The 26,985-nt window shown below is 34.7% G+C and carries 23 protein-coding genes; 12 read left to right on the top strand and 11 right to left on the bottom strand.

Annotation, left to right across the window (positions count from 1 at the left end; translation table 11 throughout):
- Nucleotides 1-95: 95 nt before the first annotated feature.
- From DRF58_RS10090 to tsf, 3 genes are all read right to left on the bottom strand, one after another.
- Complete coding sequence (locus DRF58_RS10090) at nt 96-5,117, bottom strand: T9SS type B sorting domain-containing protein (protein ID WP_116035140.1); 5,022 nt, start codon at nt 5,115-5,117, stop codon at nt 96-98.
- A gap of 68 nt (nt 5,118-5,185) precedes the next feature.
- Nucleotides 5,186-7,528 carry a choice-of-anchor L domain-containing protein gene (locus tag DRF58_RS10095; RefSeq protein ID WP_116035141.1) on the bottom strand — a complete coding sequence of 781 codons (2,343 nt, stop codon included), beginning with the start codon at nt 7,526-7,528 and terminating at the stop codon, nt 5,186-5,188.
- Nucleotides 7,529-7,628: 100 nt separating this feature from the next.
- A complete protein-coding gene (gene tsf, locus DRF58_RS10100) occupies nt 7,629-8,456 on the bottom strand; it encodes a translation elongation factor Ts (RefSeq protein ID WP_116035143.1) in 828 nt (275 codons plus the stop codon).
- 245 nt (nt 8,457-8,701) lie between these two features.
- Here tsf and DRF58_RS10105 point away from each other — a divergent pair, with 245 nt between their 5' ends.
- From DRF58_RS10105 to DRF58_RS10145, 9 genes are all read left to right on the top strand, one after another.
- Entirely contained in the window at nt 8,702-9,262 is a 561-nt protein-coding gene (locus DRF58_RS10105) for a DUF6759 domain-containing protein (RefSeq protein WP_116035145.1), read from the top strand.
- Nucleotides 9,263-9,290: 28 nt separating this feature from the next.
- A complete protein-coding gene (locus DRF58_RS10110; RefSeq protein WP_123902389.1) occupies nt 9,291-10,055 on the top strand; it encodes a hypothetical protein in 765 nt (254 codons plus the stop codon).
- Nucleotides 10,056-10,110: 55 nt separating this feature from the next.
- A complete protein-coding gene (locus tag DRF58_RS10115) occupies nt 10,111-10,725 on the top strand; it encodes a deoxynucleoside kinase (protein WP_116035151.1) in 615 nt (204 codons plus the stop codon).
- 269 nt (nt 10,726-10,994) lie between these two features.
- A complete protein-coding gene (rpmB, locus tag DRF58_RS10120; RefSeq protein WP_027384734.1) occupies nt 10,995-11,243 on the top strand; it encodes a 50S ribosomal protein L28 in 249 nt (82 codons plus the stop codon).
- Entirely contained in the window at nt 11,243-11,425 is a 183-nt protein-coding gene (rpmG, locus tag DRF58_RS10125; protein ID WP_027384735.1) for a 50S ribosomal protein L33, read from the top strand. Before rpmB ends, rpmG begins: the two co-directional genes overlap by 1 nt.
- A gap of 19 nt (nt 11,426-11,444) precedes the next feature.
- The gene (locus DRF58_RS10130; RefSeq protein ID WP_074232947.1) at nt 11,445-11,600 is read left to right on the top strand and encodes a DUF4295 family protein; all 156 of its coding nucleotides are present in this window, start codon (nt 11,445-11,447) and stop codon (nt 11,598-11,600) included.
- Between the two features lie 111 nt (nt 11,601-11,711).
- Nucleotides 11,712-12,665, top strand: coding sequence for a signal recognition particle-docking protein FtsY (gene ftsY / locus DRF58_RS10135; RefSeq protein WP_116035154.1), 954 nt, complete (start codon nt 11,712-11,714; stop codon nt 12,663-12,665).
- A gap of 35 nt (nt 12,666-12,700) precedes the next feature.
- On the top strand, nt 12,701-12,955 hold the full coding sequence (locus DRF58_RS10140; protein WP_116035158.1) for a GlsB/YeaQ/YmgE family stress response membrane protein: 255 nt from the start codon (nt 12,701-12,703) through the stop codon (nt 12,953-12,955).
- Nucleotides 12,956-13,077: 122 nt separating this feature from the next.
- Nucleotides 13,078-15,996, top strand: coding sequence for a reprolysin-like metallopeptidase (locus tag DRF58_RS10145; protein ID WP_116035160.1), 2,919 nt, complete (start codon nt 13,078-13,080; stop codon nt 15,994-15,996).
- Between the two features lie 73 nt (nt 15,997-16,069).
- Here DRF58_RS10145 and coaE read toward each other — a convergent pair whose 3' ends face one another.
- The 6 genes from coaE to DRF58_RS10175 form a co-directional block, all read right to left on the bottom strand.
- The gene (coaE, locus tag DRF58_RS10150; RefSeq protein ID WP_116035183.1) at nt 16,070-16,651 is read right to left on the bottom strand and encodes a dephospho-CoA kinase; all 582 of its coding nucleotides are present in this window, start codon (nt 16,649-16,651) and stop codon (nt 16,070-16,072) included.
- 48 nt (nt 16,652-16,699) lie between these two features.
- On the bottom strand, nt 16,700-17,566 hold the full coding sequence (locus DRF58_RS10155) for an MBL fold metallo-hydrolase (RefSeq protein WP_116035161.1): 867 nt from the start codon (nt 17,564-17,566) through the stop codon (nt 16,700-16,702).
- Between the two features lie 29 nt (nt 17,567-17,595).
- Complete coding sequence (locus DRF58_RS10160) at nt 17,596-18,213, bottom strand: FMN-binding negative transcriptional regulator (RefSeq protein WP_116035163.1); 618 nt, start codon at nt 18,211-18,213, stop codon at nt 17,596-17,598.
- 29 nt (nt 18,214-18,242) lie between these two features.
- Nucleotides 18,243-19,265 carry a Holliday junction branch migration DNA helicase RuvB gene (gene ruvB / locus DRF58_RS10165; RefSeq protein ID WP_116035165.1) on the bottom strand — a complete coding sequence of 341 codons (1,023 nt, stop codon included), beginning with the start codon at nt 19,263-19,265 and terminating at the stop codon, nt 18,243-18,245.
- A gap of 83 nt (nt 19,266-19,348) precedes the next feature.
- Nucleotides 19,349-20,971, bottom strand: coding sequence for an LIC_10190 family membrane protein (locus DRF58_RS10170; protein WP_116035167.1), 1,623 nt, complete (start codon nt 20,969-20,971; stop codon nt 19,349-19,351).
- A gap of 61 nt (nt 20,972-21,032) precedes the next feature.
- A complete protein-coding gene (locus tag DRF58_RS10175; RefSeq protein WP_116035168.1) occupies nt 21,033-21,332 on the bottom strand; it encodes a YMGG-like glycine zipper-containing protein in 300 nt (99 codons plus the stop codon).
- 166 nt (nt 21,333-21,498) lie between these two features.
- On the opposite strand from DRF58_RS10175, the gene DRF58_RS10180 reads away from it, so the two are divergent.
- Both DRF58_RS10180 and DRF58_RS10185 read left to right on the top strand, forming a co-directional pair.
- Complete coding sequence (locus tag DRF58_RS10180) at nt 21,499-22,359, top strand: tyrosine-type recombinase/integrase (RefSeq protein ID WP_245955400.1); 861 nt, start codon at nt 21,499-21,501, stop codon at nt 22,357-22,359.
- On the top strand, nt 22,356-23,522 hold the full coding sequence (locus tag DRF58_RS10185; RefSeq protein WP_116035171.1) for an IS91 family transposase: 1,167 nt from the start codon (nt 22,356-22,358) through the stop codon (nt 23,520-23,522). Before DRF58_RS10180 ends, DRF58_RS10185 begins: the two co-directional genes overlap by 4 nt.
- Nucleotides 23,523-24,342: 820 nt before the next feature.
- On the opposite strand, the gene DRF58_RS10195 is transcribed toward DRF58_RS10185, so the two are convergent.
- Nucleotides 24,343-25,734, bottom strand: a complete 1,392-nt coding sequence (locus tag DRF58_RS10195; RefSeq protein ID WP_116035175.1) for a matrixin family metalloprotease — start codon at nt 25,732-25,734, stop codon at nt 24,343-24,345.
- Nucleotides 25,731-26,180, bottom strand: a complete 450-nt coding sequence (locus DRF58_RS10200) for a hypothetical protein (RefSeq protein WP_116035176.1) — start codon at nt 26,178-26,180, stop codon at nt 25,731-25,733. The genes DRF58_RS10195 and DRF58_RS10200 overlap by 4 nt, the downstream gene beginning before the upstream one ends.
- Before the next feature lie 562 nt (nt 26,181-26,742).
- On the opposite strand from DRF58_RS10200, the gene DRF58_RS10205 reads away from it, so the two are divergent.
- The coding region (locus DRF58_RS10205) for a phage integrase N-terminal SAM-like domain-containing protein (RefSeq protein WP_245955401.1) at nt 26,743-26,985 on the top strand (243 nt) is incomplete at its 3' end.

Genomic DNA, 26,985 nt, shown 5'->3' on the forward strand with positions numbered 1-26,985 from the left:
GCCGATAAGGTTTAAAATTATATTAAACTTTATCGGCTTTCTGTTAAGTAATTAGAATTACAATATATTTTACATCATAACTGTTCGATCTATTTTTAGTCGGAGTTTCTATTTTTCAACAATATCCAACCGGTATATTTAACCGGAGGCGAGTCAACAAAATCTTGCCATTGCATAATATACCAATAGCTAGATGTCGGCAATACTTTTCCATTTTGTTTTCCATCCCAGATATAGTTGTTTTTGGTATCGCCTTCAAACAGTTTTTTACCTTGTCTATCAACAATTTGGAACGTCACATTTTCTTTATACTTGAGAAGCGACATATCTAGAACATCGTTTTTGCCGTCTCCATTTGGAGAAATCAAATTATAAATTTCTATGACAGAAAAATCTTTGTTAACTGGTGTACAATTATCATCAGAAATTACATAAGCAGTATGTAATCCTGGTGCAACATTGGTAAACGTATTAGAATCTTGATAACTACCACCATCTAGAGCATATCTATACGGAGCGTTTCCTCCGGTTGCAGTGACAATAACTGTATTTCCGGTGATGGAAATCCCCTCTATAATTGGCAATTCTACTGCTTTGATCTCAACTTTTTGAGTATAAGGACAATCGTTTGGTGAGAATCCTGTTAGAATTACAAAATATTTACCAACCGGCAAATCTGGAATCACCGAAGTACTTCCAATGATAGTTGTAGGGTCTGATTCATTATACCAAGCGTAAGAACTAAATCCTGAACCAGCATCTAAACTTATTGTTGCATCTGGACAAATAGTATAAACCGGCAGCAAACTAGTGGATGACAAAGGAACTTTAATTTTGATTGTCAACTCGGCTATCTCTGGACACTCTGTTGGGCTAGAAAGTCTGACAAATAAAGTCTGCGATTGGTTAACAGTAATCTCTGTAATATTGTTAGATGCATTAGCTTGTGCATCTGCTTTTTTAGTATAAAACTTAGCGGTTACCGCTGGATCGGATGTAAAATTGGCAATATAGTCATCCAGGTTTTGAACTAATTTCTCACCATCTAGATCATCATCGCAAACAGATTCTGTTGCAGCCGATGTAATAAGCGGAACTTTTGCCCCAATTTTGAAATTAAGGATTCCTGTAACCGTTCCACAATGTGTAGATATTACTTCTACTCTAACTACTGTATCGGTTGTGAAACTCCAATTATCTGGAAGCAATTGCCCCGTAACATTATTGTAGTAATTAACCGTGAAAACACTATTATTATTCAACAAAATCAAAGGCGTGACGCCTGTTGATAGTTGAAGATTAATTGTACCATCAATATTATCATCACAATAAGTTGATGGGAGTTTTGTAACATCCAGCTGTGCAACAGGAGAACCAACAACCTCAACATTCTGCTTATAATCGCAACCGTCTGCCGATGTAAGAATCACATAGTACTTTCCTGGTGGAACAGTAATTTTTGCAGTTGTTCCTATGATTGTGGATGGGGCTGCCTCGTTGTACCAATTGTAAGAAGCATGAGCAGTTCCCGCATCTAATTCTGTTGTTGCATTTTCGCAAATCGTATAGCTTGGCTGCAACGTTGTAGAGGAAAAACCATTTGTGAATGCGATTTTCAACTCGCCAACGTTTGCACAACTTCCTGAGGTTTCAAATCGGTAATAGTAATTAATATTTGCAGTTAAAACTACATTAGCTGCAATTGCATTAGTATTATTTTGAGCATCAGACAAAGTCAAGTAGAACGTGGGCTGGATTCCCATGTCGGCTGCTGATAAAAATAAGTTTTTATAATCATAAAGATCTATATTTTCATCGCCATTAGAATCTGTATCACAAATGTTTTGATTAACAGACTCTGTAAGAAGAACAACTTTACTTCCTATTTTGAAATCAATAAAACCGGTTACATCTGTACAATTGCTAGAAGCTACTTTTACATATACTCTTGTATCTGCCGAAAAACTCCAAGCATCTGGCAATACTTGTGTTGGCAACATTGCTGGATTGTTGTAATATGTTACCGTGAAATAGGTATTATTATTTGTTAAAATAGTTGGTGTAACGTTTGTTGAGAATGTAAGATCAATTTGTCCATCTAGGTTATCATCGCAAAGAGTTGCATTATAAGCCGCAATATTAAGAACCGGTTTTGGCGCTCCCACAATTTCTACAGACTGTTTGTATTCGCAACCTGTGATAGAAATTAAGATTACAAAATATTTCCCAACAGGAAGCGTTATTTTCGGGCTTATTCCTATAATTGTAGTTGGATCGTTTTGGTTATACCAATTATAAGTAGAATGAGCGGTTCCTGCATCTAAAAGAATTGTTGAATCCTCGCAAATCGTATAGCTTGGTTGCAAAGTTGTGGATGCAATTCCGCCTTCTATCAATGTCAAATTAACGGTTGCCACATCCGAACAGAAACTAGCATTTTTGATGACATAATAAAATGTAGCCACTGTTCCTAAAGTTACTGTCTGCGATGCAGAAATTGCATTTTGACCACTAAGCGCATCTGCCATTGATGCATAATATAATACTGTAAGACCAGTTTCGGAAGTCAACTGTGGTAGATAGTCGGCAAGATTTACAATTTCTGTATTATCTAAACCTTTGTCACAAACGTCGGCATTCAGGTTATTTGTAATAAGTGGTATTTTATTACCTATATTTAATGTAATTTCTCTTACCGTAGCACAAGCTTCCACAGATTCTACTCTAATCCATATTTTTGCATTGGCAGCAGTGAAAATATAATTTCCTGTAATATTATCTGTTCCTCCAGCATTTGCTTTAGCCGCAGAATCATAATATTTTACAGTAAATGTTGCTGGATTTGACAGCACAATTGGTGTAATATCATTGGGATTCACCACATAATTACCGTCTACAACTCCATCTTCATCGTCACAATGTACTTTTGTATAAAGATTTTCTTGAACAACAGGATTTGCTTTGTGCTTCAATTCAATTTTAAAGATGGCAAAACAACCTGTCGCATTTTTGATTCGAACATACACATTGGTATCTGGAGAGTTGAATGCCGTAAAGTTTGAAATTTCATCTGCGGTCGTCTCGTTTTGCGCTCCTGATAACGACTTGTAATAGACTTTGGTTGTTGTTGTATCTGATGTTACATCGGCCTGAGAAAGGTTATAAACCGCATTATTTGTAGAAGTACACTCTCTCAAAGTAGCATCTTGTCCAACAATTTGATTGACTTGGATAGTTGCTTGCGTGGTTTCGCAATCTGGGATTGTGCCATTTCCACAATATGAGAATCTGAAAGTATCAATTCCTAAAGTATTAGGATTTGCAGTATAAGTTATAACACCATTGGCTGCGATAGAAACAGTACCTTTTGTTGGAGGTGTTTCTATTTTTACAGTTGATGGATTTAGAACCTGCGGACTTAAACTAAACGTTGGCGTTATAGTAAGTGTAGAACAAGTCTCATAATTGACATTGGTGTAGGTAGTACAATTATAAAATTTAAAATCTGGAGTCTGGATTGCTGGGCAAGATCCTTGCTGAATAATTACTGCATAGATCCCTGCCTGAGCCGGCTCATAAGTATTAGTATTATTAACACCTGGTGCTGGTGAGTAAGCACCTGAATTATCTTTAACAACCCATTGATAAGACGTAAAACCCTCTGTTACAGCAAGTTTAACTCCAGGTAGACAATCTCCTTCCTGCTTAATAATGGCCGGAATATAGGAGAAACCCGCAAAATAACCGCCGTAACCTACAGCATCATCCCCTGCAGAGATACCAGCAGTAACCGCACTAGAGGAAATAACCGCTACATTTCCTGTAATATTGGGATAAGAATAAGTCACCCAATTACTAGATCCCGAAACATTGAAAGGTCCATTAGCAGAAGTTAAATTAAGAGAAACTCCATTTCTTTTAACATCTATAGTTGCACCTTTTTCTGTAATGATATTAAGTTTTGTTGGGATATTGAGAATGCCACCGGGATTTCCGTTGCTTACAACATAATTTTCTTGGATAGCTCCAATTTCATCAATCTTTTTTGGTAGATAGCAACTTAGTGGCGGAATATAATTAAAACCGCCTGTTGCAACTTCAGAACTATTTGGATCTCCCGCCAACAATTGATAAACATACACATTTTTCGTAGTTTTAACATGCATGTTGTAATGCGTAGAACCTTGCAAAATGTAAGCATTATTAGGTGTTACAAAATATTTACCCGCATTAATAGTTGCAGCAGGCATGCCGGAACCATTCAAATAAATCTCAGTATTATCCTCTGTTGCTACAATAAGAGCTTTTTCCATCCCATTGTAAGGATTTCCATTGCCTTTCATTAGAACAAACTCTTGTCCCAGTTTATCAATAGGAACACCTTGATCCATCAAGATATCAGAGCTATTTGTAGAACTAGTTGCGTATTGTCCGTTGAAATTACCATTGGTTATCGAAACAGGTTTATCCGAATCTATTTTTGCACCTATGAACCCAGTCCAGTTTTGAGATATTCCTCCTCTACCATCTATAATATAAGATTGTCCTTTGTTAAGCGTAAAAGTAAACTGGGTTCGTCCATCTCCATCAGAAAAAATAAGACTTGGACTAAAGCCTGTGATTGTGACATTGGTATTATCCTCTGTCGCCATAACACTAGTCATAAAATTCAGAATATTATTACTTGCTGAGATAGGAGCCATAACAGCTCTAAATGAATTCCCTATTCCAGCAGATCCTTTGGATGTTATTAATTCCCCATGATTATACACTGAAAATCGTAAGCTAGAAAAGAAAGGTTTTTCTCCTTTTAGGTAAAGTCCCTTTGAAACAGGTTTGAATAGATCTCCGTTTGTTGTTGTAATAATGTAAATCCTTGGAACATCAAATTTCCCTGGATTATTCTTGCTGATATTGACAGATCCAATAACAACATTATTGTTATAAATATCGACTTTGAAGGGCACCGTCTCATCAGTTGACATATACAACGTTTGAAATCGATCGGGATTTCCTGTTCTATCAATCATTGGTGCAAACCAATGTTCTCTATCTAATTGAGCATAAAACTTTATGGAAAAAATAAATAATAATAGAATTTGTAAAACTTTCTTCATTGTAATAACCTTATCAATATTATTACAAATGTAGAAAAAAGCATTTTATTGCCTTATATTTAAATTTACTAATTTCTATTTTTCAGTAATATCCAACCTGTAAGTTTTGTTCTTTGAGGATTTCCAGATTCATTCCATTCTATAATGTACCAATATGTAGCGGTTGGTAATATTCTTCCATTTAAAGTACCAGCCCAAACAAATTGGTTATTGACATCACCTTTGAAAACCAGAATCCCATTCCTATCATAGATTTCAAATCTTGGTTCTAGTTTTGTCAACAAAGAAGAATAATTGATAACATCATTAATACCATCATGGTTTGGTGTAATGATATTCTGGATATTAATCAAAGAAAAATCTTTCGTAATTATAGAACAACCATTTGCATCTTGAACAAAAACTGTATGATTTCCAAGATCTACGTTTGTAAAGATATTAGAAGATTGGTAACTACCTCCGTCCAAAGCATATTGATAAGGAGCTGTTCCACCGGAAACCAAAACCGTAACCGTTGTTCCCTCTATCAAAACATTATCAATCACTGGTTCTATAGCTTCTTCAACTATTACAGATTGTTTGAAACTACATCCATTTGGAGAAGTAAGAATTACAAAATAATTACCTACACCGACTGTTATTTTATCAAGATTGCTAATAGAAACTGTAGGAGCTGCCTCATTATACCAATCATAACTTGTAAAACCCATACCAGCATCTAAGATTGTGGTAGCTCCTTTACAGATAGTTATCGGATCATTTGGTAACGTAGTAGATTGGTTAGGTTTTTTGAAGTTAAACTTCACTTCTTTATAATTAGGACAAAACCCAGCTTTCTCTATTCTGATAAAAAATGACTTATCCGTACTGATGGTTTGCAAACTAGAGATAGTAGAACTTCCGCCTATTTTTGCTTGGGTTTCTGTTGCAAAATAAGTTGGCGTAACACCAGTTTCATTTGTAATTAATGCTACATAATCAGCCAAATTAACATCCTCACTCCCGTTAAGTTCATCATCACAAATTGGATAAACCGGAATAGAATTGACAGTAAGTTGAGTTCCATAATAAAACTGAACTGGATAAATTTTTGGAGTACAGGAAAACGCTCCTACGGAAACATTAATAGTTTGGGGATTACTAGTAAATACAAATTCTTTATCCGGATCAATTAGAGCTCCCGAAGTAGTATAATAAGAAACCTTAAAATCTCTTGAAAAATTGGTTATTATCTGACTATTGAAATCTGATAGAACCGCAGAATACTTCCCATCAAAATCATTATCACAAACTTGAATTGGAGTTGTATTAATATTAGCAACTGGTACTTTTTCAATCTTCACATAACCTTCCAATCTACATCCACTTCCCAAAGTAACTTCCACACTGAAATCTCCTTCTTCATTGACAACATCATAATAAGATTGACTTGGAGGAATCGAAGTAATTGCCACTCCATTTTTAAACCAAGTATATTTGGCAGATGGATCATTAATTATAGGATTGGGTTGAATCCTATATGGTACATTTTCACAAAGTGGATCCGCATTATCAATTGTAAGATCATTTCCAATATTAATATTCCCTGTAAAACTTCCAGATTTCAGAAAAACCGCAGAATCATAGAGTCCATTAGCATCACCATGATCAGCGATTACCAATTTTATATGATAAGTCACTCCTTTTTTCACAGTTGCGTTTGCTTTCAAAACCTTGGTTTGCCCATTAAAATTGGTTGGACTCACCAAACCATTAAAACCCCCAAAGTAATCAACATTACGAGGACAATTTGTAGCTCCATTTATAGAAAGAGAAGTTACAGGCGTATTGGTTCCTGGGACAAGTGCAATATTCTGATAAGGATCTGTACTACTCGCCTCTTTGATCAAAAAAGCAAAAGCATCGGAATAACGGCAGTTGCTATCACGATATTCTTCCGACAGAAACATATAATCGAAACTAATCTTATCACTTTGCAGGGATACAAAATCAAATTCGAGATAAGTTGCATTCAGAATATTATCTGTTGGCAACCCCGCTTGACTGAGTATGTAAACCAAATCTGGATCTCCTGCAGGCCAATTGCTATCAAAATTACTTTGCAATGTACTGTTTGGTCCTTCTGCGTCTTTAGCTTTTCCAGTAGAAAGAATGATGCCTTCATCAATTTCAAAACTACTTCCATTTCTGCTAAAATAACCATAACTTGTATCATTTCCTCCAAAATTCCATCCTGAGATAGAGACATTCGAAACAGTGATACAACTTGCATTTTGTGCTCCAATGAATTTATCCACCAATTGCTGTGCGTTCAAACTTGTATCAACGCTAATATTCTGTGCTTTGATCAGATTAATATTAATAAGACTAAAAAAACAAAGCAATAATTGGAAAAATTTAGAACGTGTCATTTAACATAATAATGGGATGCAAAAATATTCATTAATTATAACATAAAAAATCCCGCCATAAAAATATAGCGGGATTTGATTTATTTATTCCTAGTCTTAATTAAGCAAGTGCAACTCTTACGAATCCAGTTACTTTAAGATCAGCGTTTACAGATTTTACATAATCAGCAACTGATACGCTAGAATCTTTGATGAAATCTTGGTGTACCAAAGTGTTGTCTTTGTAGAATCTCTGCATTTTACCTTTCAAGATATTATCGATAATGTTTGCAGGCTTACCTTCTTCGATAAGTTTATGTCTTTCGATTTCTAATTCTTTATCGATAGTTTCCTGAGAAACAGCAGTCTCATCAAGAGCAATTGGGTTCATTGCAGCAACTTGCATAGAAACAGATTTTGCAGCTTCGTCAGCTCCGTCAACTTTTGCAGAAAGAGAAGTGATAGAAGCAATTTTGTTTCCAGCGTGGATGTAAGCTCCTAAGAAAGGCCCTTCGATTCTTTCGAATGCACCAATCTCGATTTTCTCACCGATAACTCCAGTTTGCTCGATCAATTTATCTGCAACAGTCATTCCGTGGAAATCTGTAGCCAATAATTCTTCTTTAGTAGCAGCAAAAATTGCCATTTCAGCCAACTCATAAGCCAACTCGATGAACGCTTCGTTTTTAGCAACAAAGTCAGTTTCACAGTTAAGAGAAATCACAACACCTAAAGTATTATCTTCGTTTACTCTTGCGATTACAGCACCTTCAGAAGAATCTCTGTCTGCTCTGTTAGCAGCAACTTTTTGTCCTTTTTTTCTAAGGATATCGATTGCTTTTTCGAAATCTCCCTCAGCTTCTACTAGAGCTTTTTTGCAGTCCATCATTCCTGCACCTGTTGTGTTTCTTAGTTTTGCTACGTCTGCAGCTACTGGTGTATAAGACATAATATTGATTATTTTTTTTATTTAATTGATTTGATTTTCCTCGTTGAGGTTTTTCAGCGTGCAAATATAGTGATTTTTATAAAAAAATAACACACCTAAATATTCTTAATAAAATAGAAACATAGCCACATTTCTTTAAAACAGACTAGTTAACTTATTATTTAATTATCATAAATTTCTAATTTATTAACAAGATTTAATTTATTTTTACGTTTTATACCCAAACCGACATTAATAATATTACAATGAAGAAGATATTTTTACTTTTGTTTTTACCAATTAGTTTCTTTGCATTTTCACAAAGCGTTTTCGAAGCAAAATCGACCACAGACAGAGCTATTGTTGAAAAATTTATCAGCAAAAACCCAAAACATCCCGCTGTTCCCGAACTGAAGAAAAGACTCACAACTCTTTCTTATGGAGGATCAACATCATCTTCCGCAAAACCCACAATTACACGGATGACGGAAAAGAGAATAGAAAAAACGTCTACTGTTGGAACATCTGCTGCAAAAGGACAACCGTCTGCACAAGCAAAAAACACTGCGGCAATCCTCACGAATTTATTCGATAACAACCCCAATAAAAAAGAGGCTGTCATCCAAATTGTCAATAAATCCAAATGTGTCCTTGTGGTAAAAATAAATGGTAAAAAATTCTACAACCTTACAGTTCCGTCCAATGGACAAAATTACATCTTAGTAGAAAAAGGTAATTACAACTTAACCACCTCTATCTGCGATGCAAAATATAATCAAAACAAAGCCATCACAAAAGATATTATCATTACTCTAAATGGAGGATAAGCTATCTCATTTAATAAAAACTAATTTATTGAAATCTCTATCATTCATATTAATATTAAGTTCTGTTTTACTTTTTTCTCAGAAAAGAATCGGATTAGACTCTTTACAAACGAAGAATGTCCAAGAACTTTTGGGGGATGATTATGGAAACATCTATTTATATAAGAATAGAGACCTTAGTTTTACTAAGTATGATTCAATAGGATCTCAATTGGGAAAACTAATGTTAACTTTCCCTTACAAAATCCAAAGCGTAACCAACCCACTCAACATTGTGATGTTTTCTGAAAACGCTCAGGAAATCAAATTTCTAGATCAAAACCTTAACGAAATTCAAAAAATAAATTTAAATTTCGGATTCATAAAGGCTGTTTATGCAGAAGATCTTCAATTCGCTTGGCTTTTAGACGACAGCAACAAGACGCTTTTCCAATACAACTTCCGAAATAGCTCTACAATTAGCTCTTTCCCTTTCAACATCAATCTACAATCTCTGAAAGACTTCCTTGTTTACGATAACAAAGTTTACATTCTTAAAGAGAACTCTTTTGAGGTTTACAATACAAAAGCTACTCTACTCTATTCTTCCCCCATTTCCAATGCAAGAAAACTCCGAAGAAACAATAGCGATATTTTGATATTTGGAAGCCAAGCAATTCAAATTTTTGATGGAAAGACACTATCCCAAATCTTCAAAAATGAAGGCGCAAAAATTGTGGATAAAAATAATGCAGGTTTTTTGGCACTCATAAAAGACAAGCTTTATCTTTACAGCCAAATAATTGATAACTGATTTTACAAACTTTTCTCTTATCAGTATCAAATAACAATTAATTAGACTTTAAAGAATGCACATCGCTGTTACAGGAAATATCGGAGCTGGAAAAACAACCCTTACAACAATGCTATCCAAGCATTACAACTGGGAAGCACAATTCGAAGATGTTGACCACAATCCTTATTTGGATGATTTTTATGGCGATATGTCAAAATGGAGTTTTGCACTTCAGATTTATTTTTTAGGAAGCAGATTCCGACAAGTAAAAGAAATTCGCGAGAGTGGCAAAAATGTCATCCAAGACAGAACAATCTACGAAGACGCACACATTTTCGCAGAAAACCTAGCTGAGATGAACTTGCTTTCTGAGAGAGATTTTAAAAATTATTTATCAGTATTCAACCTGATGAAAGACTTTGTCTCTGCTCCAGATCTGTTAATTTACCTTAGAGCAGACGTTCCAACTTTAGTAAGACAAATCGCCAAAAGAGGAAGAGAATACGAAGCCGGAATCAGTATAGATTATCTTTCTAAATTGAATAACAAATATCAAAACTGGATAGAAAACTACAAAGAAGGAAAACTTCTTGTTATAGATGTGGACAACCTAGACTTTGTAGAAAAACCAGAAGACTTCGGCTCTATATTAGAAAGAATAGATGCAGAGCTGAATGGTTTGTTTTAAATCACGAATTAAACTAAAACTAAGTCACATATTAAGGCTCTTTTTAAAGATTTTTTCAAATCACAATACGAGAAGATTTTATTGAAAATGTAAAATTTTTCATCGAGAACTAAAGATTTCCAATATATTACAAATCTTTGAGGCGAAATATTAATTATTAATATTTCAGGTTTAATTTTTAATAATTATTTTAAAATAATTTGTCTGTGTAAAAAATAATCCGTTATTTTGCACTCTCAAATATTCATTAGTCAAAAGAACATCGAGATATGTCAAGAATTTGCCAAATAACAGGTAAGCGTGCAATGGTAGGAAACAATGTTTCTCACGCTAATAACAAAACGAAAAGACGTTTTGAAATTAACTTGCTAGAGAAGAAGTTTTATCTTCCTGAGCAAGAAAAATCAGTAACTCTTAAAGTTTCTGCTCACGGACTTAGAGTTATCAATAAAATTGGAATTGAAGAAGCACTTGAAAGAGCTGCTAGAAATGGATTTATTAAAAACACTACTAAGTAATGGCTAAAAAAGGTAACAGAGTTCAGGTAATTCTAGAATGTACTGAGCATAAAGAAAGCGGTGTAGCAGGAATGTCAAGATACATTACTACAAAAAATAAAAAGAACACTACAGAGAGATTGGAGCTTAAAAAATTCAATCCAGTTCTTAAGAAATATACTGTTCACAAAGAAATTAAGTAATTTATAAAAATATTTTACAATGGCAAAAAAAGTAGTAGCAACACTTCAAGGTGGAGCTGGTTCAAAAAAAATGACAAAAGTAATCAAAATGGTTAAGTCTTCTAAATCAGACGCTTACGTTTTTGAAGAAAAAGTAATGAACGCTGACGAAGTTGAAGGATTTTTGAAAAAATAATTCCTCAATCGAATACAATATAGAAAGCTACTCTTTTTAAGGGTAGTTTTTTTGTTATATTTGCTACTGATAAAATCATTTATCAATTATCATTCATCATCTATATTAATAATGAGTTGGTTTAAAAAAATATTTAAAAAAGAAGATAAAGAAACCCTAGACAAAGGTTTAGAAAAATCTAGCCAAGGTTTTTTTGATAAAATATCTCGCGCTGTTGTAGGGAAAAACACCGTAGATGATGAAGTCTTGGATGACTTAGAAGAAGTCCTTATTGCTTCTGATGTAGGCGCTGAAACGACTATCAAAATCATCAAAAGAATAGAAGATCGAGTTGCAAGAGACAAATATGTCAACGTAAGCGAATTGGATAACATTCTACGTGAAGAAATTTCTGGACTTCTTTTAGACAATCCTCATCTTGACACAGACAATATCGACACAAGCAAAAAACCTTATGTGATAATGGTCGTAGGTGTAAATGGTGTTGGAAAAACCACAACAATTGGAAAACTTGCAAATCAATTCAAATCTCAGGGTTTGAAAGTTGTTCTTGGAGCAGCAGATACTTTCCGTGCAGCAGCTGTAGATCAATTAGTAATATGGAGTGAACGCGTTGGCGTTCCTATTGTAAAGCAAGAAATGGGATCTGATCCAGCTTCTGTTGCATTTGACACAGTTCAATCTGCAGTTGCGCAGAATGCAGATGTAGTGATTATAGACACAGCAGGAAGATTACATAACAAAATCAACCTAATGAACGAGCTTTCCAAAATAAAGCGTGTAATGCAAAAAGTAATTCCAGAAGCTCCACACGAAGTTTTATTAGTTTTGGACGGCTCTACTGGGCAAAATGCTTTTGAACAAGCAAAACAATTCACAGCAGCTACAGAGGTAACGGCTTTGGCTGTAACCAAACTAGATGGTACAGCAAAAGGAGGTGTTGTAATTGGCATTTCTGATCAATTTCAAATTCCTGTAAAATATATTGGAGTAGGAGAAAAGATGGAAGACCTTCAGATTTTTAATGGTATGGAATTTGTAAATTCATTCTTTAGAAAAAGATAAACAAATCACACTATTAACATTAAAAATTTTAAACTATGGGTATTTTAACTTGGATTATTTTCGGTCTTATTGCGGGTGCTATTGCAAAAGCTATTCATCCTGGCAAAGATCCTGGCGGTTGGATTGTAACAATCATTATTGGAATTCTTGGTGCCATGTTAGGTGGTTGGCTTGGAACAATGTTACTGAATATTGATGTTACTTCTTTTTGGAGTCCAATGAGCTGGCTTCTTTCAATTGGAGGTGCAGTGATTCTACTGTTTCTTTATAGTATGGTTACAAAAAAGTAATTTGATTTACATGTAATCTTCACTATTTAATTAAAAATTAAAAATGCGTCAAAATAAATGACGCATTTTTGCTTTATGACAACTAAAAAACCTCTATATTTGATTAAAATTAAATTTTAAGTATGAAGAAGTTTTTTACTACTCTACTTTCTCTTGGATTAGCCACTAGTGCATTTGCACAATGGAGCCCTACTTCTATGAAAGGAGAAAGTCTGCGTCAAAATGGAGCTACCAGCTTCTACACTGTTGATGTGGATGCAATCCGCACACAATTAACAAGTGCTCAACCAACAGGAAAAGGAAGCAAGCCTGTAATCATTAGTGTCCCTACACTAGGTGGCAAAATTGAAAAATTTGCAGTTTACAGCCTACCAGTTGTTGTACAATCTTTGGCCGACAAATACCAATTGGGATCCTATGTTGGGACTGGTGTTGATGATCCAGAAAAATACATTAGATTTTCTGTAGCACCTAACGATTTCCAATCTATGATTATCAAAAACGGTGTTTATGAGTTTGTAGAACCACAAAACAAAGAAAAAACCGTTTATGGTGTTCATCCAAAAACCAACAAAACTAGCGGTGCAAATGGCTCTTGGTTATGTGAAAGTACAGAGCCTGCTTTTTCGAAAAAACAAATAGACAAACTTGCCAGCGAATCCACTTTTGCTAATGATTCAAAAGACTTTTCAAAATCTTCTGATCAAAAATATAGAACAATGCGTTTGGCAATGTCTGTAAATGGTGAATATACAACATTTCATGGAGGTACTGTTGCAGGCGCTTTGACAGCAATCAACGCAACATTAACTCGTTGTAACGGTATTTTTGAAAATGATTTTGCATTACACTTAATTTTACAAGATTTTCCTGATGTAATTTATACTAATGCAAGTACAGATCCTTACGGTACATCCTTAAATGGATGGAACCAACAACTACAGACTACTTTAACAAACAATGTTGGTAACGACAATTACGACATTGGCCATATGTTTGGAGCATCTGGAGGTGGCGGAAATGCAGGTTGTATTGGTTGTGTTTGTATTAATCCAACAACAATTACACCTCTAGGAAAAGGTTCTGGTATCACTTCACCTGCAGACGGAATCCCCCAAGGCGATAACTTTGATATCGATTATGTAGCCCACGAAATGGGTCATCAATTAGGCGCTAACCATACTTTTTCTCATGGCCTAGAAGGAACAGGTCAAAATGTGGAGCCAGGATCCGGATCTACCATTATGGGATATGCAGGTATTACAGGAGCTACAGATTTACAAGATCATTCTGATCCTTATTTCCATATCAATAGTATTATTCAGATTCAGAACAATCTTACATCTAAGACTTGTGATATAGAAACGCCTATTACAAATCAACCTCCTACGATTGTTGCTATGGCGAATGTTACAATTCCAAAAAGCACAGCTTTTGTTCTAACAGCACAAGCTACAGATCCGGAAGGCAATCCAATTACATATGGCTGGGATCAAACCGATAGCGCAACCACTCCAACTACAATTGCTAATTTAGGAAACAACACCAATGGTCCAACTTTTAGATCTTGGACTCCTACTACAAACCCAACAAGATATTTCCCTAAGCTAGAAACAGTTCTAGCCGGACACTTAAAAAGCACAACAGATTGGGAAGCTGTTTCTACTGTAGCTAGAACAACTAATTTTAAAGTAACTGTAAGAGATAACAATCCTGATGTTGCACAACAACAGACTCAATATGCAACGCAAAGAGTGATTGTAGGTGCTGCAGGACCATTTAAAATAACATCTTCAAAAGTTTACAACAACGCTACTGGTGCATTCACTTGGGATCCAGTTGGAACAACTGCTGCTCCTTATAACGTAACCGATGTCAAAATTGATTATACAACGGACAACGGCGCAAGCTGGACAGTTTTAGCAGAATCTACTCCAAATGACGGAACTGAAGAAATAAGTTTTTCAAGTTTTCCTACAAACACAGTACTAACTGTAAGAGTCTCTGCTATAGGAAACGTTTTTTACGCGGCAAGTAAAGTAACGGTTTCTGCAATGGTCAACTGCGACGGTACCGCACCTGCAGGATTAGCAACTTCGGCTATTACCCAAACAAGTGCAAAAATAGATTGGGACGCTGTAGCTAATGCAACATATTCTGTAAGATATAAAAAAGCAAGCGAGACTAGCTGGACCGTTGTAAATGATATCGCAACCAATACTTACAATATTACAGAATTAGAAGAAGACACAAATTACGATGTAGAAGTTGCTGCAGTTTGTAGCGGAACTACAGGCGCTTATGCTAATGAAACATTCAAAACTTTAGGACTTACATATTGTACAGTTTCTTCTAGTAATGCTGGAGACGAATATATCTCAAAAGTTGTGGTAACACCAGCAAATAGTGGCACCGTTATGACTAGTACTTCTGGAGCTAACACTTACACAGATTACAGTGGTGACGACACAAGATTGGTTCAGTTAACCAAAGGTTCCACAGGAAATACAATAGCAGTAACCAAAGCTTGGACAGGAGCAACTTATAGTGAAGCAGTTGCTGTTTGGATTGATTTTAACAGAGATGGAACTTACGACGCTTCTGAAAAAGTAATGACTAGCGCACCTAGCACCACGGCTACTGTTACATCTACTTTTGCAGTTCCAGAAACCGCATACAGCGGAGATAAAACACTCGGAATGAGAGTAATTATGAGATACAATACTGCGCCAACAGGCCCATGCGCATCTTACACTTATGGTGAAGTTGAAGACTATGCAGTTAAGATTTCTGAAACTCTAGCAGTAACAGATGTTAAGAAAAACAACATTAGTGTTTATCCAAATCCAGCAGTTGATGTAATCAACATCTCTAATGTTTCTTCTAAAACTAAATTCGAGATCTACTCTGTAGGTGGACAATTGGTTTACCAAGGAACAACTGATGGAAAAGTAAATGTTTCTAAATTAGCAAAAGGTGTTTACATCTTATCTTTAGAATCTAACGGAGAGAAATCTCAAACCAAATTCATCAAGAACTAAAACCTAGTTCATTACAATAACAAAAATTCCCCGAATCAATGATTTGGGGAATTTTATTTTTAAGATGATTTTTTTAATTAAGGTCTTCTAGGAAACCTTCCGTTGCTACTTGCAGACTATCTAAATCAGAATTATTATAAATGATATAATCTGCCAATTTACATTTTTCCTTTTCAGGCATTTGCTTTTGGATGACCGCTTCTACCTCTCTGTAAGTTTTACCATCTCTGTCCATTGTTCTTTTGATTCTGAAATTATCATCAGCGGTAATCAGAACAGATTTGTAACATTGCTGATTTAATTTCAGTTCAAAAAGAAGTGCTGTTTCTTTAAAGACAAACTCTGAAGTTTGAGAAGCAACCCATTTTTCGAAATCGATTTTTACAGCCGGATGAATCAAATGATTCAATTGCTCCAGAAGTTCAGAATCATTGAAGACTTTTTCTGCGACATACTTTCTGTTATAAATTCCATCTGAATAAGCTTCATTTCCTAAAAGCTCAATGATTTTCTCCTTGAGAATAGAATCTTTATTAACAATATTTTTAGCTTCGTCATCCGAGTAATAAACAGGAAATCCTTTTTCCTCCAGAATTCTTGCTACTGTTGTTTTTCCTGAACCAATTCCGCCAGTTAATCCAATGATCTTGGGTATGGGAATGTCTTCGTCTTGAGTTGAAATTGTATCTTTTATATCCATAATTTAATATCCAAAAACTTCATTAAAACTAAATGTCTGATCAAGTTTCACGCCTCTTTCCGTCATTTTAAGACTTGCCAACTCGTGATTTGCATCGTGTTCAAAAAACAAAAGATATTCGTTATCCACACATTGCTTTAAGAATTTTCCTTTTTCTTCCATCGTCAACAACGGTCTTGTATCGTAACCCATCACATAAACCTGCGGAATATGCCCAACAGTCGGAATCAAATCTGCTGCGAAAACAATCGTTTTTTCTTGATATTGAAGAACCGGAAGCATTTGTTTCTCTGTATGTCCATCAACAAAAATCACATCCATTTTCAAATCAGGAGCGAATCCATAATTTCCTGTCGTTGGTAATGGTAAGAAATTGAGTTGTCCACTTTCTTCTAATGGAAAAATATTTTCTTTTAAAAAGCTTGCTTTCTCTCTTGGATTCGGTTCTGTTGCCCATTTCCAATGATTTTCATTCGTCCAGAAATGTGCATTTTTGAACGCCGGTCTGTAACCCGACTTGTCATCATTCCATTCTACTGCGCCACCGCAATGATCAAAATGAAGATGCGTCAAAAAAATATCCGTAATATCTTCTCTTACAAAACCGAATCTCTTCAGGTTTTTATCCAAAGAATCATCACCCCAAAGCGAATAATGACCAAAGAATTTTTCATCTTGTTTATCTCCAAGTCCACAATCGATTAGGATTAATTTTTTGCCGTCTTCTACTAAAAGCGAGCGAGTTCCTAATTCGATAAGGTTTCTTTCATCAGCAGGATTCGTTTTTTCCCAAAGTGTTTTTGGAACAACACCGAACATTGCACCGCCATCAAGTTTAAATTTTCCGCATTGGATTGGATAGAGTTTCATAAATACTTTGTTTTTCTTTGATAGAGTTGTTAAATCAAACCTCGATTCTCCTTCATCAACTCTGCAATTTTTTTATCGTTATCAAAATCTGATTGCTCTAAATTAAGAATAATATTTTCAAAATCATTGTCTTTTCTATTTTGACTTAATTTATTTGCGATATAAATTTCTGTTGGATAAATATTGATTCCGAACGCACCCTTCATTTCTTTTTTTACGAGTTCGTCTCCCATATTTTCGACAAACATTGGACATTTCTGGACTTTCTCATATTTAAAAGTAAGCTTTTCCAAATGTTTGTATAATTCTTCATCCGTCATCAATTTCACTTTTCCACGAATTTGAACGGCTTCGTAATTCCAAGTTGAAACATTTGGTTTCTCATACCAAGAGGACGAAATATAAGAATGAGCGCCTAAAAAATCACATAAAACCTCATCATTATCCTTCAAAACTTTAGCTTGAAAATTAACTTTAGAAATATGAGTTTCAAGAAAAAAATCTCCATCATTTTCATTCAACAAAAACATAGAATGTGTTGCTGATAATTTTTCTTTATTTGAAATTAAAAGTGCAAAAGCATTTTCACTGATGATTTTTTTCATCAATTCTGGGTCTTCGCTTTTGTAGATTTTTGGGATGAACATTATTATGAAAGATTAATTCGAATGAATTATTAAAACAATTCACCCGTATTCTTAGGTCTGGAAATATTCAAATGTTTGTAAGCTTTATCCGTCACTTCTCTTCCTCTCGGCGTTCGAATAATAAAACCTTCCTGAATCAAAAACGGCTCATAAACCTCTTCCAAAGTTTCTGGATTTTCTCCAATTGAAGTCGCAAGTGCAGAAATCCCGACTGGTTTTCCACGGAAGTTTTCTATCATCACACGCATTATTTTGTTATCCATATCATCTAAACCAAATTCATCTACATTGAGAGAATTCAATGCAAACTTTGTGATTTCGATTTCGATTTCTCCATTTCCTTTGATTTCTGCAAAGTCACGAACTCTACGCAAAAGTGCATTGGCAATTCGGGGAGTTCCTCGGCTTCTTCTGGCAATTTCGAGTGCAGCATCTTCGTAGATTGGAACGCCCAAAACACGTGCGCTTCTTTCGATAATCATTCCTAGAAGTTCAATAGTGTAGTATTCTAGTCTGCTTTGGATTCCAAATCTTGCGAGCATTGGTTTGGTCAACATTCCGCTTCTCGTCGTTGCACCAATTAATGTAAATGGATTAAGCCCAATCTGAACACTTCTCGCATTAGGACCAGTTTCCAGCATGATGTCAATCTTATAATCTTCCATTGCAGAATAGAGATATTCTTCCACAATTGGTGACAAACGATGAATTTCATCGATAAAAAGGACATCGTTTTCTTCAAGATTCGTAAGTAATCCTGCCAAACTTCCCGGCTTATCTAGAACTGGACCAGAAGTGATTTTACAATTAACACCTAATTCGTTGGCAATAATATGAGATAAAGTCGTTTTCCCTAATCCTGGAGGACCGTGCAAAAGAACGTGATCCAGAGCGTTTCCACGATTTTTAGCTGCTGCTACGAAAACTTCCAGATTGTCCAACGTTTTTCTTTGTCCGGCAAAATCTCGAAAACTCTGCGGACGGATTTTTTCTTCTTGAAACAAATCGTCATCAGAATAATTGTCTTTGTCGGGATGTAAAAAATCGGGCATTTTGGGTAATTAATAATTAAAAATGAAGAATTAAATCCAAAGTTGAATTTAATTTAAAAATGATATTCAAAGATAGAGATTTTTTAAGGGACTTTTGGATTGTATTTCTCGGTTTCGGAGATGATTTTCTTTAATTGATTTTTCTCTTGCTGATTTAATTTTCTTTGATAAAATCCTTGTTTGAAATCTTTCCCAATGTACTGTGGAAAAACACCATAATAATCATACAACTTTAAATCATAAATATTAAGTGAAGGAAAAAAATCTTTCTGAAAAGGAAATTTTGGAACATAAAAATTCAAATTTCCAATTTTATATTCGGTATTGATATTGACCGATTTATTTTCTTTTGGTTGATAAAGTTGTGGCCAACTGAAACTAGTCATTTTTTTTCCAACATCAAACCTCTGTACAAATCCAGGAAATGTGAAAATAGTGGAAATTAAAACAGATAAGAAAACAGATGTAAAAATTGCTTTTTGTTCTGAAACATTTTTGACTAATAAAAATATTGCAACCAAATAAACATCAATAAAAAAACGATATTGAGCTGAAAATGAAAATATTAATATCGATTTTACAATTAAACAAATCAATAATAAATAATAAAATCTCTCCTTTTTCTTAAATGTGAAAATCGTTATAATTAAAAGTGAAATGAGAATTCCAACATTCAGAATAGATTTATAACCAATTAAAAACCAATAGTATATTTTTTCAAAAAAATTAAATTCTGAAACCTGCTGATAAGAATATTTCATATCATAAGATTTTAGTAATCCAATCTGAGACGAATAAGTCAATATCTCCTGGCTCGGTTTCCAAGATAAATCAAAATCTGGAAATGATATTGGAAAAATGGGAAATCCAAAAAGCCAAATATTTTTTATCATTAACAAAATCCCCAATCCAAAAACCGGAATCATCCATTTGATACTGAATTTCTTTTGACTAAATCCGTGTAAAATCACCAAAATTGGAAGCCAAAAAATTATCGGTTTTATGCAAAATGCAAACATCGACAAATATAAAAGAATTGGTTTTTCTCTTTTATTCATCAATTCATTAATGACAATTAAAGTGATAATTAATATTGGTAAATCCGGACTTGGCTGTTGAACAAAAACTAAAAATATTGGAATAAAAATCAACAAAAAATATTGTTTCCTTTCGTAGATATAAATTAGAAAAAGAACCAATAAATAAGTATTAATCTTAAAAAAAACATCGATAAAATGTGAAAAAATAGCTTGATAAATATGCCAAAAAGAGGTTTGTCCAAGTAATAAATCGAGATTCGAAATCCCATTTACCAATCCAAATTCTTTCAAATAAGAAATCGTAGGAACGTAATAACTGGAATGGTCATAAAAATAAGGAGAAAATGAACCAACAAAAACAATCATCGTAAACAATAAGTAAAACCAAAAATTGATGTTTTTTCTAAAATCGAGATACGAAAGATCTTTCTTTTTCAGAAAAAGTAGAAATCCAATGCTTCCAAAAATTAGAAAAACAAATTCGACAAAACTATTTGCTGGAGAAAAAAAAGCAATTATGGTTTGCAATAATGTAATGCTTAGAATACCCAAAAAAGAGGTCAAAACAAAACTTTGATTTTCTGTTTTGAGAACATTTTTGATGATTAATCCCACTCCGAAATTAACAATCAATAATCCTATAATAGATATGAGAAGTAAAAGCATAAAAAAAGATTGCCTATAAAAATAAGCAATCTTTCCGTGTTAAAATATATATGAAGAAAATTTACTTCTGTACGCGACCAGTTTTTCTATCATTGGCTCTACCAATTGTGTAACCAGTAGCTCCACCTGCAACGCCACCAATCACCGCTCCAAGACCTGGATTTTTTTTACTGATGATCGCACCTGCAGCCGCTCCACCAACTGTACCAATAACCGTACCTTTTGCAGCACTACTCCATCCTTTTTTCTGAGTAGTCGTAGTTCCAGCTGAGCTTGATGAGCCAGAATTAGACGCTGTTGAACTGGAAGAAGAGCCACCACCGGAAGAAGAACTTCTTGTAGGAGTAGATTTCCTAGCCACTTTGTTGAACTAAACCTTCGGTAGCCCCGTCTGCATATTTTTGATTACTTTGTAAAACTAATTAAAAAATCAATAGAATGGCAACAAAAAAAAGAGTTTAGAAGAGCTCAGAGAAAACAAAATCATCAATCAGGCAAAGCGCGAAGTTCCGGGATTTGCGGAGCTTTTGCAAAGGTTTGAACGTACGGTTTCGGTGTTGGGAAGAAGCCAAAGTACGTTTCAAAATTACTCCAGACACGTGGCTGCGGTGTCGCTACATTTCGGGAAAATTCCTACAGAATTGGATTCAGAGCAAATTCATGATTACCTTTTTTACCTTCAGAAAAAATCTAAATCGCCTTCGCAATCGTATTTTAAACACACCGTTTACGGACTTCGATTTCTGCTTAAATCGGAAGGTTTGAGCTATGATTATTTGAGTCTTCCGGAAATTAAAAGAGAGAAAAAACTGCCTGTAGTGCTTAGTAAACAGGAGGTTTGGCAGATGTTGTCCGGCTGTAAACTTTTAAAACATAAAATCTTGATCGGCATCCTTTACGGCTGCGGACTCCGCTGTATGGAGGTTAGAAATCTGCGTTTATGCGACTTAGATTTTGATAGAAAACAGTTGAAAGTGGTTCAGGGAAAAGGCAAAAAAGACCGCTATTTGCCACTTTCCGAACATTTGATTCGGGGACTCAAAAAGTATATCGAAGCTGAAAAACCAGAAGATTATCTCTTTGGAATGCCACGAGAAGGAAGAGCCGGCGGAGAGTTTGATTCCCGCTACTCACAAAGAGGCGTTCAGTGGGCGGTAAAACAGGCATCAAGAGCAGCAAAAATCTTGAAAGAAGTTAGTGTTCATACGCTTCGGCACAGTTTTGCGACGCATCTTCTGGAAGATGGGATGGATATTTTGAGCATCAAAAATCTCCTCGGCCACGAAAGTATTGATACGACGTTGATTTATCTCCAAATTGCACAACTTTCCACACAAAAACTCTTTTCACCGCTCGATACTTTGTTTTCAGAATTTGGGAAGAAATGAGAGGTTTTAAAACCATAAAAAAACAGCCAACTCAACCACAATCTCAATCTCAACCTCAATACGAAGTCGCCGATGTTTTAAACAAATTAGGTTCAAAATTGGAAGATTTAGGACTTAATTCTTGGCAATTACGAACACTTTCAGCGTTGAAAAAATGCCGTACCTCTGCTTTGGGTGGTCATATTGACGCTTGTGATGAATGTGGAAATGTAAGCATCAGTTACAACTCCTGCCGAAACCGTCACTGCCCAAAATGTCAGGGAAAAAAACGAGAACAATGGATTGAAAATCGGGAAACCGAACTGCTTCCGGTACCTTATTTCCACGTGGTTTTTACGCTTCCTGATGTATTGAACAAAACCGCGCTTCACGAGCCCAAAATGTTGTACGATTTTTTATTTGAATCTGCCTGGGAAACGCTTGAATTGTTTGGAAAAAATCGAGGTTTAAAAATGGGAATGATTGCTGTTTTGCACACTTGGGGGCAGAATCTGAGCCTTCATCCGCATTTGCACTGCATTGTTCCGGGCGGCGGCGTGGATGAAAACGGAACTTGGAAAAATCTACGTTCAGACGGCAAATTTTTGCTTCCGGTAAAGGCTTTGAGTAAAGTTTTCAGGGCTAAATTTTGTGAGAAATTAAAAGATAAAAACCTTAAAGAATATACCAAAATCAGGCAAAATCTGTGGGAAAAACCTTGGGTAGTTTATGCCAAAAAGCCTTTTGCAAGCCCAAAATCTGTGGTAGAATATTTGGGCAGATACACGCATAAAATCGCCATCAGCAACCAGAGAATCAGAAAAATTGATGCTGAAAATGTAACGTTCGATTACAAAGATTACCGCCAAAAAGGCATCAAAAAGCAGATGGTTTTAAGCCATGAAGAGTTTATCCGAAGATTTGCGATGCATATTTTGCCCAAAAGATTTGTAAAAATCCGTCATTATGGTTTTTTGAGCAGCACTTGGAAACTAATTAAGCTTAAAAAACTGCAACAAAATTTAGGCATCCAGCCCAAAGAAAAGCTTCCGCCTAAAGCTTTTCAGCCGAAATGTAGTTGTTGTAAAGTTGGAAATTTGGTAACGATTGCCACGTTCGATCTTCGAGGTCCGCCAAGTTGGTTTTTGGAGATGAGCCAAAGTCAGCCAACGCCTAAAAAATAGATTTTTGGGTAAGGGAAATTATGTCCCAACGTGAAGGAAAACACGATAAAACCGACAAAGTTCGCCAAAAACGAATGCCTAAAAAAAAGAGAACGCCCTGTTCTCTTGAAATATTTTCTAAAAATTTTACGATAAATCCATAGTGTTGAAAAAACATGTAAAAAAGCTCCCAAAGCTTCCGTTCAACAGGGTTTTCATTGTTCGTGCTGCGCACGCAACGAAAACTTAGCTATTATATGCAGTGCTTTTTATTCAGTTAGTTGTAAAATATGCAGGAGTAGTGGTGGGAAATTTATTCTTTTTTGGCGGTGGGGAAAAGAGGGAAGGGAAAAGCTCTTTTGCAGTCTTTGGTTTTGCGGTGGGTGAAGCGGAGTGCAAATGTGCTTTTTCCTATGCGTTGGACTATTCTGCTTGTTTTGTGATGAAGGATGCAAGAAATATAAAATAGGATGGGAGTTTTACAAATTAGGACGGAAAATTTATACTTACGGATGCGAGTTTTATAAAATAGGTCGGAAGTTTTAAGGATAAGAATAGGAGTTTTATAAAACAGGACGATAGTTTTATAGTTGCGGATGCGAGTTTTATAAATGAGGACGGAAGTTTCAAAAATAAGGATGCGAGTTTTACAAATACGGATGGTAGTTTTATAAAAATGGAAAAGAGTTACAATTTTTGGGATTGCAACTCTTTAGTTATTGGTTAGTTATTTTAGAATTTTGGCGTGCCCTACTTCTGATGTTGATAACATAATGATTTGTTTTTTAAGTTATGATGTTAGCTAATAAAAAAGCGAGTAGATTTTTCTACCCGCTTTTTATTATTTTTTTATTAATGTTTGAGTATGAATAATTTTCCCATCTTTAATAATTTTTGCATAATATGTACCTTGAATATTCTTAGCTAAGCTAAACTCTAATTGATTAGTATTAATAATGATATTCCCTAATGTATCAGTTACAATAATATTCAAATCATTTTTCATTGATGTATTATTCTTATTTGCTGTCTTTTCGCAAGGAAGAATAATACGGTAAGAATTTCTTTGGTTTTCCTCATTTGCAATTCTGTAATTATCACAAGGATCTGGTGCTCTTGGGGTAATTTCTTGTTCAATTACTTGAGAGCCACATGGATTTGTAATTGTAATTCTAATTTTCATTTTCCAACTGAAACAATTACCATGTCCTAAACCTGTAAGACCATTTCCTGATAAGGATCCTGTACATCCACCTCCTAAATCAGCTATTTTTTGCCAAGTTACATTAGTTATGCCCTGATCATTGATATCAATACCGTTTAAGCCTTCTAAATTCAGATGTACGTAATTATTATTAGAAACATAATTTAACTGGGCTATGGGTTTTCCGATTATAATTTTTTTTGTGATTATTGAACCATTATTTATTCGCGCAGAAATTGTAGCACTACCATTTGATAGGGCCTTTACTTTAAGTGTTTGATTGAAAGTTGGTATTTGTTGTAGATTGGAAGAGAATGTCCATACTATATTATCTGTAGAAAGAGGGGTTGCAAGAACTTTAAAATCGCCTATTTCATCTATACACAAACTATTATTTCCAACAACAATATTAGCACTTCTTGGATATAAACTTCTAATTGCTAAAATGTCATCATCATGAAGTTGTCGTCTTGAACCATAATAATAAGCATACATAATAGCATTAGGGTCTTGACTATGTTTTAATCCTAAAGAATGTCCAATTTCATGAATAGCTACTGTGACCAAATCAATTGGTTGTGAAGAGGTGTATTGAAATTGATCTGTCCAACTTTCATCATCATCAAAATGAACATCACCTGCGAGATCACCCGAGTTTGGTGGTGGAAAAAAAGCATGAGCTAGAACCCCATTTGTTCCATCAAAACTATGACTACTTCCATCTCCATGATTTCCGGTTGCCCATTTTATGACAATATCAGCATTGTTAGCACTGAAAACTTCTGTAAATGTTAGATTTGATGCATTACTCCAAACAGAAAATGCTTCTTTGACAGCTAATCTTTCATTATCACCTGAAATATCGTTTGTACCGTTTTCAAAATAATATGTTATATTAGATTTATTCCATTTTCGGCCATCTAATTCGTATTTTGAATTATTTTCATCAATTGCACCATTATCATAAAGGATTTGAGCATTATGGATTATTGAAAATAAGACAAATAGAAATAATAAACTTTTTTTCATAATTTTATAATATTTAGGTTTGTTACAAAGTAAAATTCAGTACCACTAACAGCAGAATTGTAATTTTCATTTTCATTGAATTTATACGATTTACAAGAAAATTTTACTGAATCATTTAAATTTATATTTTCAGGTTTATCGCAAAGTATATAAAAAGTAACTTCATCAATTGTGGGTGTAGATGGATAGTTCTTTATTGCATATTTTTTTTTATCTTCTAAATACACTAATTGTCCAATTAGGTCTTTAATTTCAGAAGAAAAAACTCTTTCAATTTTGCAAAAATCAACATTAGGAGATGTTTCTGTTTCTGTTCCTCTATCATTACAACTGAAAACAGAAATAACAAGTAATAACAATAATATTTTTTTCATAAATTTTATTTCATGTTGTTTTTCAAATATATAAAAGAAAATTGGGTTAACAAAATTAATTTTATTTGACATATTTTTTTGGATATTTAAAATCAGCTCTTTTGCAAAATAAGTTGCTGTTTAAGCGTTGGAGTTTGGCAAATGTGCTGATGAGCGTTGACAAAAAAGGTGTTGGAAAAAGAATAAATTTTGGGCTGGGAAAGGTTTTAATTTTTACAGTTTATTTTTAATTCAGTTCTTAATTTTTGAAATTTTGATTTTTGTAACCGAGCTTGGTGCATTGCATATAACGGGCCGCGTATTGGCGATAGTGGCGGATTAGAAAGCGAAAACTTTCAATTTTGCACTAAGCTAAGCAACAGCCTTTTATTATTTTCTAAATTTATGAAAAAAGGAAATATAAAAGGCTGTTGCGAAAAAAAAGGAGAAACTTTCTATTTCTCCCTTAACCCGCCATTTCGCCAATACGATGTTGAACTAAACCTTCGGTAGCTTTCTCAGCGCCATATTTAGTTACTTTGTAAAACTAATTAAAAATCAGCAAAATGGCAACAAAAAAAAGAGTGTAGAAGCGCTTAGAGAAAACAAACTCATCAATCAGGCAAAGCGCGAAATTCCGGGATTTGCGGAACTTTTGCATAGGTTTGAACGTACGGTTTCGGTGTTGGGAAGAAGCCAAAGTACGTTTCAAAATTACTCCAGACACGTCGCTGCGGTGTCGCTACATTTCGGGAAAATTCCTACAGAATTGGATCCCGAGCAAATTCATGATTACCTCTTTTACCTTCAGAAAAAATCTAAATCGCCTTCGCAATCGTATTTTAAACACACCGTTTACGGACTTCGATTTCTGCTTAAATCGGAAGGTTTGAGCTAT

Origin of the sequence: Epilithonimonas hispanica (genome assembly GCF_003385395.1) — a bacterium.
Classification (GTDB): domain Bacteria; phylum Bacteroidota; class Bacteroidia; order Flavobacteriales; family Weeksellaceae; genus Epilithonimonas; species Epilithonimonas hispanica.